At 46.1% G+C, this 12,966-nt stretch carries 15 protein-coding genes and 1 pseudogene; 5 read left to right on the forward strand and 11 right to left on the reverse strand.

All coding sequences use genetic code 11. The features are described from left to right. The 5 genes and pseudogenes from B5D35_RS12955 to cls form a co-directional block, all read right to left on the reverse strand. A pseudogene (locus B5D35_RS12955) lies at nucleotides 1–203 on the reverse strand (AAA family ATPase); the annotation flags it as partial. 643 nt (nucleotides 204–846) lie between these two features. Continuing rightward, a complete protein-coding gene (locus B5D35_RS12960) occupies nucleotides 847–1,767 on the reverse strand; it encodes a manganese-dependent inorganic pyrophosphatase (RefSeq protein WP_078752987.1) in 921 nt (306 codons plus the stop codon). Nucleotides 1,768–1,972: 205 nt separating this feature from the next. Then, on the reverse strand, nucleotides 1,973–2,275 hold the full coding sequence (locus B5D35_RS12965; RefSeq protein ID WP_078752988.1) for a hypothetical protein: 303 nt from the start codon (nucleotides 2,273–2,275) through the stop codon (nucleotides 1,973–1,975). Nucleotides 2,276–2,551: 276 nt separating this feature from the next. Further along, nucleotides 2,552–2,980 carry a MarR family winged helix-turn-helix transcriptional regulator gene (locus B5D35_RS12970; protein WP_078752989.1) on the reverse strand — a complete coding sequence of 143 codons (429 nt, stop codon included), beginning with the start codon at nucleotides 2,978–2,980 and terminating at the stop codon, nucleotides 2,552–2,554. A 370-nt stretch (nucleotides 2,981–3,350) separates the two neighbouring features. Continuing rightward, complete coding sequence (gene cls / locus B5D35_RS12975; RefSeq protein ID WP_078752990.1) at nucleotides 3,351–4,811, reverse strand: cardiolipin synthase; 1,461 nt, start codon at nucleotides 4,809–4,811, stop codon at nucleotides 3,351–3,353. A 392-nt stretch (nucleotides 4,812–5,203) separates the two neighbouring features. Between cls and B5D35_RS12980 the strand changes: the two genes are divergently transcribed. The 5 genes from B5D35_RS12980 to B5D35_RS13000 all read left to right on the forward strand — a co-directional run bounded on the left by B5D35_RS12980 (nucleotide 5,204) and on the right by B5D35_RS13000 (nucleotide 8,832). Further along, nucleotides 5,204–6,550: a sodium-dependent transporter gene (locus B5D35_RS12980; RefSeq protein WP_078752991.1), complete on the forward strand. Its 1,347-nt coding sequence runs from the start codon at nucleotides 5,204–5,206 to the stop codon at nucleotides 6,548–6,550. Nucleotides 6,551–6,681: 131 nt separating this feature from the next. Continuing rightward, nucleotides 6,682–7,353, forward strand: coding sequence for a TIGR01621 family pseudouridine synthase (locus B5D35_RS12985; protein WP_078752992.1), 672 nt, complete (start codon nucleotides 6,682–6,684; stop codon nucleotides 7,351–7,353). A 63-nt stretch (nucleotides 7,354–7,416) separates the two neighbouring features. After that, on the forward strand, nucleotides 7,417–7,617 hold the full coding sequence (locus tag B5D35_RS12990) for a hypothetical protein (protein WP_078752993.1): 201 nt from the start codon (nucleotides 7,417–7,419) through the stop codon (nucleotides 7,615–7,617). Beyond that, nucleotides 7,614–8,558, forward strand: coding sequence for a class I SAM-dependent methyltransferase (locus tag B5D35_RS12995; RefSeq protein WP_078752994.1), 945 nt, complete (start codon nucleotides 7,614–7,616; stop codon nucleotides 8,556–8,558). The genes B5D35_RS12990 and B5D35_RS12995 overlap by 4 nt, the downstream gene beginning before the upstream one ends. A gap of 19 nt (nucleotides 8,559–8,577) precedes the next feature. Continuing rightward, nucleotides 8,578–8,832 carry a hypothetical protein gene (locus B5D35_RS13000; RefSeq protein ID WP_078752995.1) on the forward strand — a complete coding sequence of 85 codons (255 nt, stop codon included), beginning with the start codon at nucleotides 8,578–8,580 and terminating at the stop codon, nucleotides 8,830–8,832. 30 nt (nucleotides 8,833–8,862) lie between these two features. Here the strand turns inward: B5D35_RS13000 and gspS2 are convergent, their stop codons facing one another. From gspS2 to trpB, 6 genes are all read right to left on the reverse strand, one after another. After that, on the reverse strand, nucleotides 8,863–9,258 hold the full coding sequence (gene gspS2 / locus B5D35_RS13005; RefSeq protein WP_078752996.1) for a type II secretion system pilot lipoprotein GspS-beta: 396 nt from the start codon (nucleotides 9,256–9,258) through the stop codon (nucleotides 8,863–8,865). Nucleotides 9,259–9,288: 30 nt separating this feature from the next. Next, nucleotides 9,289–9,591 (reverse strand): YciI family protein, encoded by a 303-nt coding sequence (locus B5D35_RS13010; protein ID WP_078752997.1) that lies wholly within the window; start codon nucleotides 9,589–9,591, stop codon nucleotides 9,289–9,291. 86 nt (nucleotides 9,592–9,677) lie between these two features. Then, nucleotides 9,678–10,067 carry an acyl-CoA thioester hydrolase YciA gene (gene yciA, locus B5D35_RS13015; RefSeq protein WP_078752998.1) on the reverse strand — a complete coding sequence of 130 codons (390 nt, stop codon included), beginning with the start codon at nucleotides 10,065–10,067 and terminating at the stop codon, nucleotides 9,678–9,680. Nucleotides 10,068–10,234: 167 nt separating this feature from the next. Beyond that, entirely contained in the window at nucleotides 10,235–10,774 is a 540-nt protein-coding gene (locus B5D35_RS13020; RefSeq protein WP_078752999.1) for a septation protein A, read from the reverse strand. A 174-nt stretch (nucleotides 10,775–10,948) separates the two neighbouring features. Next, nucleotides 10,949–11,770, reverse strand: a complete 822-nt coding sequence (gene trpA / locus B5D35_RS13025) for a tryptophan synthase subunit alpha (RefSeq protein WP_078753000.1) — start codon at nucleotides 11,768–11,770, stop codon at nucleotides 10,949–10,951. Next, entirely contained in the window at nucleotides 11,770–12,960 is a 1,191-nt protein-coding gene (gene trpB / locus B5D35_RS13030) for a tryptophan synthase subunit beta (protein WP_078753001.1), read from the reverse strand. The genes trpA and trpB overlap by 1 nt, the downstream gene beginning before the upstream one ends. Nucleotides 12,961–12,966 lie beyond the last annotated feature (6 nt).

A 12,966-nucleotide genomic window follows, 5' to 3' on the forward strand; every position in this document is an offset into this window, starting at 1 on the left:
GTTTTATCCATCGGGAAGCCTGCAAACTTTGTGAGGGTGACTCTTGTTTTCTCCGCTCTTGCTTCCAGCTCAGCATTGAGTAGCGACTCTAAATAGTCGGCAAGACTCGCCTCATTGTTGAGTGCCGTTTTGGCTAAATGTGACCACTCTTGACCCACTGCCTGTAACTTGAGTGTTTCACAGGCAGATTCAATACGACTCATCTGAAGGTTCACGCCCGCACCTCCAGCAACACATCATACGTAGAGAGCCGGTGTTGAAAGCTCTCAAGAGGAACGACTGTCTTAGTCACAGGTGTGAGGCCGACGTTGCTGATTGATGTAATTACTGGAGGTGAGACAGGCGTTTCGTTGATTGTTGTTTAACTTGGTGAAAATAGGGGAGGTTTTCCTTATTAATGGAGAGTTTTATTGGCACCTTGCCTGATGTGCTGGCCACCTGATAACGCGGCTTTAGAGGCTATAAACAAAAACCGAGCGTCGGGCTCGGTTTCTCAAAAGATTACGTTTACTGTGAATTACAGAACGCCACCCCAATACATAGCGTTAACAATAGCGAATGCGATAGTTGCACTTATCATGACGAAAAGTGGGGCATATTTAGACAATTTAGCGGCGATCAACGTTGACACAGTTCGTTCCTCTTGAGTAAAAGTTGAACGAATTATGCACAGTTATGTGACGGGCATCAATATGAAACAGAGTTTAAACGAGTGATTAATCGAACAATGTTCATAAGCCATTGTCCTAACGCGAGATTGTTTTTGTCCGCTTTTTCTCTGTGTACGGAGAGCATGAAAAAGGGCGGTAAAAATACCACCCTTTGAATGAATCTCAGTGCTTGAGATTAAGCAAATGAATCCTGTAGAGGCGGAACAACTTGCTTCTTGCGGCTCAGTACGCCGTCCAGCCATACACGGCCGTTTTCGGTTTGTTTACCGTAGGCACGCTCAACAATTTCAACGTCATCAGAAATGACCAGCAACTCAGAGCCTTCTTTCATGATGTCAGTTAGCAGCAGCATAACAGTGTGGCGTTCGCCTTCTGCTTTCAGTACTGCAATGTCGGCTTCCAACTCACCTTTGATTTCGTCGAAAACAGCCAGGTCAACCACTTCCAGCTGACCGATACCTACTAGGTTACCGTTCATGTTGAAATCTTTGTAGTCACGCATAACCAGATCACGAATTGGCGTACCAGCAACCGCAGATTTTACATTGAACATTTCCATGCCCAGTGTTTCGAAATCTTCGATACCCGCGATTTTTGCCAAGTCTTCAACACAACGAATGTCTGCGGTAGTGCAAGTCGGAGATTTGAAGATAACAGTGTCGCTTAGGATCGCACAAAGCATGATACCAGCGATTTCTTTTGGAATTTTTACGTTGTAGAAGTCATACATCATTTTGATAACGGTGTTTGAACAACCTACAGGGCGGATCCAGCATTCAAGAGGAGTAGATGTTGTTAGATCACCCAGCTTGTGGTGATCAACGATGCCCACAATAGTCGCTTCTGCGATATCGTCAGGTGCCTGAGTCAGTTCAGAGTGGTCAACGATGTAAACTTCTTCACCTGCATAGCTAAGTTTCAGCTCAGGAGCTTCGAAACCAAAACGATCTAGGATGAATGCAGTCTCAGGAGATAGGTCGCCCAAACGCGCGGCAACAGCTGGCTCATCGATTTGATTTTTCAGGTACGCAAGTGCAATCGCACCGCAGATAGAATCAGAATCAGGGATCTTATGACCCACAACATACATTGGCATAATTGGCTCTCGTCATGCTCACATTTTGAATTTCGCGCATTTTACCAGAGTGACCATAAATGTACATTCGTCCTTCGTCGTGAGCGGCATTCGCCGAATGAGATACGCGACCAACGTTTAACCTCTCGACACAGTTCGAATTATCATGAGATGAAATGAAAAAAGCGCTGCAGTGCAGCGCTTAAAAAGGATATGCAAGGAGTAGTTACAAGTCTCTCATCAATATTTCGAGCTCTTCTTGAGCTTCTTCGATGAGGTTTTCTAGTTCTGTTGCGTCCGCATTGGTTAACGGTAATTGCCAATGAACGGGTTTACCATTTGACGTATGTTTGCCCACCAACTTCGTCACCCTGCCGCTACGTTCGAATCTTACATGTTCGAACTCTGCTTCATGGCATTGACGATTCTCCACTATTTCAATTTCGACCAAGCCGGTGGGGATAACTTGGACATGTGCGTGGAGTTGTTTTGTATCTTTGAGTAAGTAGTTTCTGTGTCTTGCTTGCATGATCATTCCCCTGGAGCATCACCCGTAATCGCTTTTAAAGTGTAGACAACAGGTTGCATTTGAGGGGCGAAAAAGACGTATGAATATGGGTTTTGATGACCAAGAGTTTGATGTGAAAACGAAACTTTTTTCTCGTATTAAATACGGTATTTTGGATGTAATTAAGATGGAAAAACACGCGTGATTTAAGTCAGAGCTGATAAATCAATGTGTTGAAACAATGGACATGCTGGGGCAGGAAATAAAAACCCGGCGTGGCCGGGTTTTCTTTATTCGTTAAATGGCGTGTGCGACTTTCGTTAATGTAGAACGAAGTGAAACCGCCTCTTCTTCTGATAGGAGTGCGTGAATCGTTTCGAAGTTACGTTGGTCTGCTTTACTCAGAAGGTCTGCCATTGCTTGACCTTTATCCGTGAGTGTCAAAATCTTAGAACGTCGGTCGTTAATATCGTCACGACGATTAATGTAGCCTTCCATCACCAAACTTTGGACGATACGGCTCACTTTTGACTTCTCACTGGCCAAATAAGGCAAAGCCATCAGATCGCCTTGGCGAAATTCAACAGATTTTGCAATCGTTGAAATGGTGATGGTTTGCTCGGGGCCTAAAGTGACTCCTTGCTCAAATAGCCAGTCATGATAGCGCTTTGCCGATTTTAGCGTAATTAGACGACATAGTGAGCTCAGTTCCGATTGAATATCCACGCTTATCTCTATTGCATTTTTATAGGTTTAGTGGCGCAAATATTACATCTTCATCTCTGGAAAAGTCTAATATGCCAGACACTCTCGTCATAAGAGTGTATCTGGCTGAATTTACTTTTTATTGTCATTTAACTAATTGATACATAAAAGAAATTACCGAAAATGGTAAATGTTATGTTTCAAAAGTGAGGCAGGGTGTAAATGAGGTGACTAAATAACCCCAAAATCTCGTTTGATAATTAGTCCGTTGTAAACCTAGATGGGGTGTTTATCTGACCTGAAAAAGTGTAAGAAATTGTGAAATTAAATGACTTGTTCAAAAAAGGGCCCAAAAACACCAAAGCCATGACTTTTGGTGTTTTATTCGTGGTTACAGTAGCGGGCTGAACATGTAGAAAAACTGCTCAATGGGTCGATTTAACACGGAGCGTTTTTGCCACGTTTCAATGAGAAGAGGGGTCGAGTTGTTGATGTATTCCTGCTGCAAAGAGGAAAGGTCCGCGCAGAAATCCGGATCGTCAATACATAGCGTTAATTCAAAGTTTAGCCACAGGCTTCGCATGTCGAGATTTACGGTTCCAATTAGGCAGAAGTTTTCGTCGACCATCACGGATTTTGTGTGAAGAAGGCCTCCTTGAAATCGATAAATATTGATTCCGGCTCTTAGCAAGTCATTGAAAAATGACCGGCTTGCCCATTCGACCATAAGGCTGTCATTTTTTGCCGGGATAATCAGATTTACAGTCACCCCCCGCTGTGCAGTCGTCTGTAGCGCTGCGAGCAAACTTTCACTCGGGATGAGGTAAGGCGTGGTGATGGTGAGGCTTCTTTTTGCCTGGTGGATAGCTAGCATCAATACTTGCTGGATAATACCGTCAGGCATGCCAGGCCCTGACGGCGCGACCTGCACTGAATGGTTAGCATGTTCATGTTGTTCAATCAAAGGGCAGGTTGGTAAATCTGGCAAGTATCGCAATCCTGTTTCGACTTCCCAATCCCACGCGAAAATGCTGTTTAAAACAGGAACAGAGGGGCCGTCGACTTTCACCATAATATCGACCCACTGCCCAACGCCTGCATCTTGTTTGAAGAAACGTGGGTCAACCATGTTCATGGAGCCTGTATAGCCAATTTCGTTGTCGATGATGACAATTTTACGGTGTTGTCGAATGTCGAGGCGCCGTAAAAACATACGAGCAGGGCTTACGGCCAGCGCTTCAATAAGCTCTACGCCCGCACGACGCATTTCGTCTGGCCAGTGGGTTCGAAAGAAGGATTTGCTCCCAGCTGAGTCGAGCAAAATTCGCACGGTCACACCACGACGCGCCGCAGAGCATACTTCTTTAGCAACATCGTCTGCATGTCCGCCTGGATGCCAAATATAAAAAACCATGTTGACGGAACGTTTGGCTGAATGAACATCTTTAGCAATATTTCGTAAAATATCGGCGGTTTCACAATGAAGAGAAAGCTGATTTCCCGCTAAGGCCGGTATCCCTGCGCGTCTCAGGCAAAGATCATGAACGGGACGGGCGAGGAAGCTTTGGTGCTGTGGTCGGTGGACTTCACACTCACTCAGTGTTGCCATCCATTGACCATAAGGGGTGAACATTGCTTTCGCACGTTCGGCTCGCTTTCTCCCTAAATTTAACTCACCTACGAGTAAATAAAGGATTACCCCAACAATAGGGATGATGTAGATGATCATCAGCCAAGCAATAGAAACACCAAGTGCACGGCGTTTTAGAACGACACGAATGGTGACACCGGCGATTAAAAGCCAATAAAAAAAAACACTCGCCCAAACAATAAACTGATAAATTTTTTCCATATCAACCAACTTAGCCTTTTTCGTCACTCAATATAGAGCGGTGGTGCTGACTATGCACAGACTTTAGTGTCTCTTATTCGTTATCGATAGTCATTAGAAGTCAATTCTTCGTCAGTGTGAAAGGTTTGTTATGAAATAATTGTCGCCAGGTGTTTATAAAGTAACAGAAAAGGGAGTGTGAGCGGGGAAATATACCACTTGATCGAAAAATATAGCGCGATCGCTTCAAATTTTATTCCAAAGCTGGTTTACTTGCCATGTCTGTTGCAAAAGCGGGTCAAATGTCTCCTGTAAACTAATGTTTACAATCCAGCTGGGAGATGCCAAGGAAAGGCAGAAGATGCTGGGTATTAGTACCTAAACAACATCATCGATTGTAGTAGAGAGTAGTTATGGCAAGCAGTAATAGAGCCCAGTTTTCTTCCAGATTAGGTTTCATTCTTGCCGCGGCAGGTTCTGCCGTTGGCCTAGGTAATATATGGGGTTTCCCGACACAGGCAGCCAGCAATGGTGGTGCTGTTTTTTTGATCACGTATTTGGTCATGGTATTTGTCCTGGCTTATCCCTTGTTGGTTGCAGAGTTGACCATTGGTCGTTATGGCGCGTCGAACCCTATTCGTTCCCTTATTTCCGTCGCACCTAAACAAAAAGCGTTGGGCAGTGCTGTTGGTATTGCGGGTCTGTTGGGTGCCAGCGGTATTTTGAGTTTCTACGCGATAGTGGCGGGCTGGTTCTTTGGCTTCCTTGTGGGGCCGGTGCTGAGTGCTATCGGGATGGAGAGTGCGGCAGCGTGGCTTGAAGGTTTTAGCATTGAACGTAACCTGATTCTGATGGGCGTGTTCATGCTTCTGACTATTCTTGTCGTGAAAAACGGTGTCGCAGACGGTATTGAAAAATGGTCTAGCCGTTTGATGCCCGTACTGTTTGTGCTGTTCATTGTGATGGTGATTTACACCTTGACCCAACCGGGTGCAATTGATGGCTTGAAAATGTACTTAGTCCCAGATACGTCACATTTCTCTCCAGATTTGATGGTGAGCGCGATGGGGCAGGCGTTCTTCTCACTTTCGATCGGTGTTTGTACCATGATGGTATACGGCTCTTACCTGAGCAAAGACGCAAACTTGCCGAAGACTGCTGCACAAGTTGCGATGGTCGACACGGGCGTAGCATTTGTTGCGGGTCTCCTGATTTTGCCGGCAATGTTCGTGGCACAGAAAAATGGTGTGCAAATTTATAACGAAGCAGGTGCGTTGCTTGACGGTGATACATTGGTGTTCAGCGTACTTCCTGCCATGTTTGAAACCATGGGCTTTGCAGGCATCATTATCAGCGTGGCTTTCTTTGCATTGATGGTGATTGCAGCGTTGACGTCTTCTATCTCAATGCTTGAGGTGCCTGTTTCTTGTGCGTGTGAAGAACTGAACAAGGAGCGTAAAGCGGTTGTATGGTGGATTGGTGGTGCGATTTCTATTTTATCGGCCATCATTATCTTTAATTTCGACACCATGTTTGGCTTAGTGATTACCGTGACAACCGAGTACATGCAACCCATTCTTGGCTTGATAATGGCACTGATTGCTGGCTGGATTTGGAACCGCAACCAAGTACTTGAAGAGCTAAGCCATGGTCAACCTGAGTTTGCGCAAAGCACGTTCTGGAAAGTATGGCCAGCGTACGTTCGTATCGTATGCCCAATCTTGATGGCAATGGTGTTTTTGTGGCCGCTATTTAAGTAACCATTTTGTGTAAATCCCCGCCAGTGCGGGGATTCTTTTTTACTATTTTTCATCCTCATTACCTCTTTGCTTTATCTGTCTTCCCACTCCGATTACACTCACCGCAGACGTAACAAATAACAGGTTTAACCATGTTCACGCTGGTTTATCAGAATGACGATTTCTTGGTGATCAACAAACACCCTGGAGTCAGTGTCCATAAGGATGATAATGAGCAGGCTTTGTTGACCGAGGTTGCTAACGCAACGGGTGATAAGCAACTTTATTTAATCCATAGACTGGATAAAATGACATCCGGATTGCTATTGCTGGGTCGACATCAACAAGCGGCTTCATCACTTTCAAGTCTGTTTGCAGAAAGAACGGTTCAAAAGTTCTATCTTGCCCTGTCAGCGAAGAAGCCGAGTAAGAAGCAAGGTACCATTTCGGGTGATATGGCAAAAAGCCGTCGCGCGATGTGGAAATTGCTTTCGAGCAAAACCAATCCAGCAACGACACAGTTTTTTTCTACGTCGGGCGGAGAAGGTAAGCGGTTATTCCTTTGTAAGCCGTATACAGGAAAAACCCACCAGATTCGTGTGGCACTGAAAAGTGTGGGTTCGACGATTCTGGGAGACGATATTTATGGTGGTGAAGCCGCTGATAGAGGGTATTTACACGCGTATTCCTTGTCGTTTACACATACCGGTAAACACTATCAATTTGTTGAACCACCAGTGCTGGGTGACATGTGGCCGGAATTGCCGAACGATTGGCAAGCACCTTGGCTTCTAAACTGGCCCAAACTACTTCATCAAAAATAAACGGAATTCACCTGAACAATCAGGAACGATACCAAGGATGGCTTGTAAATATTGGAGACAAGCATGCAGCCTAATCGCAGTAAGACGCGCAGCACGAATTCTCATAAGTTTTGGGGGCTTGCGAGCCTGAGACGCCAGCGGAAGCGCAAAATTGCTCGCGCTCAACGTCATCACGGCAACGAATTTAATAACTTGCAACTCAGCGGTATTCCATTAGATCTGAATGAGGCTGCAGCGGTCACTAAAGAGGAAAACCCAGAATGATGTCACCAAGCGCACTGCCACAGTTTTTCAGTGTTATTTCCAACCGCTTGATTGAATGCGGTGATGAGGTGCGTCGTGTTTTCCACGGGCGAGGACGTTGCTACGACGGATTGGAGCAAATAACAGCAGACTGGCTGGGGCAGGGCGTACTGCAAATCGCTGTGTTTAAAGAGGCCGAGCCAGCGTTTTACATTGCGCTGAATGAACAAGTGCAAGCATTTGTTCAATCCGATGTCTGGAAGCAAGTCGGTGGTAAAACCGTTTCTGTGCAGCATAGAGATCGCGAAGGGGCAGAGACGGAAACGTTGGTTGGCGAAATGCCAATGCAAATCAATGTGGTAGAGAATACGCTCACTTACAAGCTGGATCTCGGTAAACGTCAGAATAATGGTTTGTTTCTCGATATGCGATTGGGCCGCCAATGGGTGAAAGATCATGCCCAAGGTAAACGTGTACTGAATCTCTTTGCGTACACTTGTGGTTTTTCTGTTGCAGCCATCGAAGGCGGGGCTGAGAAAGTGGTGAATCTGGACATGGCGAAGTCATCTTTGTCTCGTGGTCGTGAAAATCACCAGTTAAATCAGCATGACATGAGCAAGGTGAGTTTCCTTGGTCATGAATTGTTTAAGTCGTGGGGGAAAGTCAAAAAATTTGGTCCTTACGATCTCGTTATCATTGACCCGCCCTCTTTCCAGAAAGGCAGTTTTGTTCTGACCAAAGATTACGCGAAAATTCTGCGCAAGTTGCCAGAATTGGTGGCGGAAGGTGGGGATGTACTTGCTTGTGTTAACTCACCGGATGTATTGCCGAGTTTCTTAACTGAACAGATGGCAGAACTGGCTCCTGCATTCCTCTTTGAGTCTCGTTTAGAAAATCCACCCGAGTTTGAAGATATTGACACGGATAGCGCGTTAAAAGTGCTTCACTTTAAACACAGTTAATTGACGCGAGGCGTTGCCTATGGACGCTTTTCAACGGATAAATGCGCTAGAATCGGGTTACCATGACGTCACATACAATGGTGAACGGTGGGGGCTATCGATAGGCCGCTATAGTCACGGACATGCGTTAAAAATATTCGCAGAGGCAGTGTCAGGCAACGACGTTGTTAGCGGTAACCTGTATCTGGTTGATGACATTTGGTCACTAAAGCCTTGCGAGATGGCAAGGGAAAAAGTGATGTCATTCCTCCTAGGTTTTGAGCTTATCAAATAAAAGCCCGCAACATTTGCGGGCTTTCAGTTTCTAGCTACTACAATCTTCTTTCGTTATCACGCGTTCCAATACAGGGCGGCCACGAGCATCTCTTACGAGGAGTTTGTAACTCACGCCTTTCTCCATCAGAGACGAGATTTCATTCTCCTTGCAGTATCGTTTTTCTAAGCCGTCAGCAAGGACGATAGGAGCAACATCACCACTTCCAGAATACAAGAGAGTAAGCTCTATCTCAGCACTATTGGCTTTTGCTCTTACTAAGTTGTAACCATTCATATTAACCGGTACGAGCTTGCCCAGCATATCTGCACGTTGAGCTGCAAATGTTTCTGCTATTTCAAGATCTGATGTGCTGGAACACGCTGATAAACCTAAAACCAGTGCACCAACCAGTACGGATTTTCCGGTGATTAACCAATCTCGCATTACGGGATCCTTGCTTTGTAAATCTGCGTGTTATGCAGGCAGAACTTTCTTAAAGGGTTTAACAATAACGTCTTTGTAGACGCCAGCATCAATATAAGGGTCGGCGTCCGCCCAGGTTTGCGCTTCTTCAAGACTGTTAAACTGAGCAATGACGGTCGAGCCGGTAAAGCCTGCTTCGCCTGGGTCTTCACTGTCTACAGCAGGGTTTGGGCCAGCAACCAGCAGTCGTCCTTCTGATTCAAGGGCTCGTAGTCGTGCCAGATGTAGTTCGCGCACTTGCATGCGAAGCGGCAAACTGTTTTCTACGTCTTGTGAAAAGATGACGTACCACATTTCTCATTCTCTCCATGTAAGTCAGCACTTTGCTTTGAGCCTAGTGTACGCAAGGATACAGTAAAGTGCTGGCAGAAATGTCTGATTTATGACTTGTTTATCGCTCGTGGGCGGCCTTCACTGTCGATTGCGACATAGTGAAACGTGGCATTACACACTTTATAGCGATCTTTAATGCCGTCATCGTTAATGGGTTTCACCCATACTTCCAATTCCATGCTCATGGATGTGCGACCGATTTTGACGCACTCACCATATACACAAACGACATCGCCGATATTCACAGGTTTCTTGAATTCAATACTTGAAACAGAAACGGTGACGATCTTTCCACCTGAGATTTCTTTTGCGAGGATGCCACCTGCAAGGTCAAGCTGGGACATGATCCAGCCGCCGAAGATTTGCATATTTGGATTGCAGTCGCTGGGCATTGCAAGTGTTCTGGAAAGGAGTTGCCCTTTAGGTGTGTCACACATTGTTAAACGTCTCCACAAAATATTGCGATGCAATTTTATCCAGCGGAGAGGCCGCCAAGTATTTACCCTGTGGGTACGGATTTGATTCTGACATGGTACTTCTTCCTGGGAATCAATTTGTCCCAAAGGGCGCAGGATCGTAAATATCCTGCGCAATGAAAAGAGGGTTACTCGGAGTCTGTTTCTTTCGGCATGTGCTTGTAGATATAAACGCCAGTCGCTAACGTGTACATCAGTGTCAGTGCCATTAACCCGAAGACTTTGAAGTTCACCCAAACGTCTAATGGAAGGCTATATGCGACGTAAATATTGAGCACGGCAAGTACCGAGAAGAACGCAACCCAAGCGTGGTTTACGTTTCGCCATACGGCATCAGGCAGGTTAATTTCTTTGGCCAGCATACCTTTAATCAACGGCTTACCAAGCATTTGAGAAATAATCAGTCCACCAGCAAACAGTGCATAGACAATGGTGACTTTCCATTTGATGAAGTTATCATCTTGGAAAAATAGCGTCATCCCCCCGAACACAGCGACGAGTACTGCGGTGATAACTTGCATTTTTTCCACTTTTTTATAAAGCACCCACGTCACTGCAACTTGAATGATGGTGGCGACAATCAACGCACCTGTTGCGGTGTAGATGTCGTACATCTTGTAAAGCGCAAAGAAAATAATCAGTGGAATAAAATCGAGAAGCTGTTTCATTCAGATACTTATCCTTGTTCACTCCAAACGTTGAGCGGAGTGTTATCAAATCTAACGGGTGAGTTTACCGAAAACTTACGCTATATAAAACGTGAACGAGGAAGAGAACTGTTTCGAGATGAAAAAAGCCAACATAAGGTTGGCTTTTAGTGGGTGTTGAACGGGCTTTAAATGCTATTTTGCAGTTGCTGCTTTCATTACTGAAACAAATTCACCAAGTTCTTTAAGCATGTTGGATTCATCATTCACGTTACGCTCAATGATTTTCACCACGGCTGAACCGGAAATCGCTCCTGCAGCCCCAGCACCAATGGCTTCTTTAACTTGTGACGGTTCAGAAATACCAAAACCCAGCAGCGGGCGAGGTGCACCGTATTCGCTAAGCTTTTCCAGCAAATGGTTAATCGGTTGACCTGCCTTGGTTTCTGCGCCCGTTACACCTGCGCGTGAAAGCAGATAGGTATAACCACCACCCAGTTCTGAAATGGTTTTCAGTGTTTCTTCATTGGCATTTGGTGGCGCAATAAAAATCGCGTGCACACCGTGTTTTTCTGCCGACGCGCGAAACTCGTCGGACTCGCCTGCGGGTACATCGGCAATCAGTACTGAGTCCACACCCGCATCTGCGCATTTTGCATAGAAATTGTCGATTCCGTTGGCGAATACTAGGTTGGCGTACATCAACAGACCCATAGGGATATCAGGGTGGATCTCACGCACTCTACGTAAGATGTCAAAGCAAGTGTCAGGTGTTGTCCCCGACCCTAACGCGCGGATTGCTGCACCTTGAATAGTTGGGCCATCTGCCAATGGATCAGAAAAAGGAATCCCCAGTTCAAGTGCGTCAGCACCGTTTGCCACGAGGGTTTCGATTACCTTCAGGGACTGCTCAGGATTTGGATCGTCAATGGTCACGAAAGGGACGAAAGCGCCTTCATTCTTTGCATCCAGTTTTTCAAACATCGCTTCATAGCGGTGAGACAAGGTCGCAGCCATTACATCACTCCTTTTTCTTTCAAAATGTCGTGCACGGTGAAGATGTCCTTGTCTCCACGACCTGACAGGTTAACCACCAGTAATTGCTCTTTTTCTGGGTTCTCTCTCGCCATTTTAAGTGCGTATGCAAGCGCATGGGCTGATTCCAATGCAGGGATAATACCTTCATGACGAGCAAGTTCTTGGAACGCGTCCAAAGCTTCGTCATCGGTGATGGCAACGTACTCAGCGCGACCGATGGCGTTTAAATGTGCGTGTTGTGGCCCAACAGATGGGAAGTCGAGACCTGCAGATACTGAGTAGGATTCTTCTACTTGGCCGTGAGTGTCTTGCATCAGTGGCGATTTCATCCCAAAGAAAATGCCGAGCTTACCGTGTTTAAGCGGCGCACCATGCTGGTCTGTATCTAACCCTAAACCTGCTGGCTCTACACCAATCAGGCCAACGTCGGATTCTTCGATGAAATCAGCGAACATACCAATGGCATTTGAACCGCCGCCCACACAGGCAATCACGCTATCAGGCAAGCGACCTTCGCGCTCCAAAATCTGTTGCTTAGTTTCTTCACCAATCATTTTTTGGAATTCACGCACAATGGTCGGGAAGGGGTGAGGGCCCGCAGCTGTGCCAAGAAGATAGTGCGCATCTTCATAGGTGGCTGACCAATCTCGCAGTGCTTCATTACAGGCATCTTTAAGGGTTGAAGAGCCTGAATGAACAGGGATCACTTCGGCACCCATCAATTTCATGCGAAATACGTTCGGGCTTTGACGTTCCACGTCTTTTGCACCCATGTAAACGCGACATTTCAAGTCGAGCAGCGCACAAGCAAGCGCTGTCGCAACACCGTGCTGACCTGCGCCCGTTTCGGCGATGATCTCTTTCTTGCCCATTCGCTTAGCCAGCAATGCTTGGCCCAGCACTTGGTTGGTTTTATGTGCACCGCCGTGCAGCAAGTCCTCACGCTTGAGGTACAACTTGGTTTTGGTACCTTTCGTGAGGTTACGCGTTAGCGTCAACGCGGTTGGTCTCCCTGCATATTCCTGGAGCAAATTGATAAACTCGCTTTGGAATTCGGGGTCGCTTTGTGCGTCAATGAACGCTTGTTCCAATTGATCCAACGCTGGGACCAGAATCTGTGGCACGTACTGGCCACCGAATTCGCCAAAATAGGCATTCAACTTAGTCATAACAGT

Origin of the sequence: Enterovibrio nigricans DSM 22720, assembly GCF_900167155.1 — a bacterium.
GTDB lineage: Bacteria > Pseudomonadota > Gammaproteobacteria > Enterobacterales > Vibrionaceae > Enterovibrio > Enterovibrio nigricans.

Bases quoted from the DNA above. Each gene is read 5' to 3' on its own strand.
- B5D35_RS12960 (WP_078752987.1), bottom strand. From the start codon at position 1,767: ATGCCAATGTATGTTGTGGGTCATAAGATCCCTGATTCTGATTCTATC.
- B5D35_RS12965 (WP_078752988.1), bottom strand. From the start codon at position 2,275: ATGCAAGCAAGACACAGAAACTACTTACTCAAAGATACAAAACAACTC.
- cls (WP_078752990.1), bottom strand. From the start codon at position 4,811: ATGGAAAAAATTTATCAGTTTATTGTTTGGGCGAGTGTTTTTTTTTAT.
- B5D35_RS12980 (WP_078752991.1), top strand. From the start codon at position 5,204: ATGGCAAGCAGTAATAGAGCCCAGTTTTCTTCCAGATTAGGTTTCATT.
- B5D35_RS12985 (WP_078752992.1), top strand. From the start codon at position 6,682: ATGTTCACGCTGGTTTATCAGAATGACGATTTCTTGGTGATCAACAAA.
- B5D35_RS12990 (WP_078752993.1), top strand. From the start codon at position 7,417: ATGCAGCCTAATCGCAGTAAGACGCGCAGCACGAATTCTCATAAGTTT.
- B5D35_RS12995 (WP_078752994.1), top strand. From the start codon at position 7,614: ATGATGTCACCAAGCGCACTGCCACAGTTTTTCAGTGTTATTTCCAAC.
- B5D35_RS13000 (WP_078752995.1), top strand. From the start codon at position 8,578: ATGGACGCTTTTCAACGGATAAATGCGCTAGAATCGGGTTACCATGAC.
- gspS2 (WP_078752996.1), bottom strand. From the start codon at position 9,258: ATGCGAGATTGGTTAATCACCGGAAAATCCGTACTGGTTGGTGCACTG.
- B5D35_RS13010 (WP_078752997.1), bottom strand. From the start codon at position 9,591: ATGTGGTACGTCATCTTTTCACAAGACGTAGAAAACAGTTTGCCGCTT.
- yciA (WP_078752998.1), bottom strand. From the start codon at position 10,067: ATGTGTGACACACCTAAAGGGCAACTCCTTTCCAGAACACTTGCAATG.
- B5D35_RS13020 (WP_078752999.1), bottom strand. From the start codon at position 10,774: ATGAAACAGCTTCTCGATTTTATTCCACTGATTATTTTCTTTGCGCTT.
- trpA (WP_078753000.1), bottom strand. From the start codon at position 11,770: ATGGCTGCGACCTTGTCTCACCGCTATGAAGCGATGTTTGAAAAACTG.
- trpB (WP_078753001.1), bottom strand. From the start codon at position 12,960: ATGACTAAGTTGAATGCCTATTTTGGCGAATTCGGTGGCCAGTACGTG.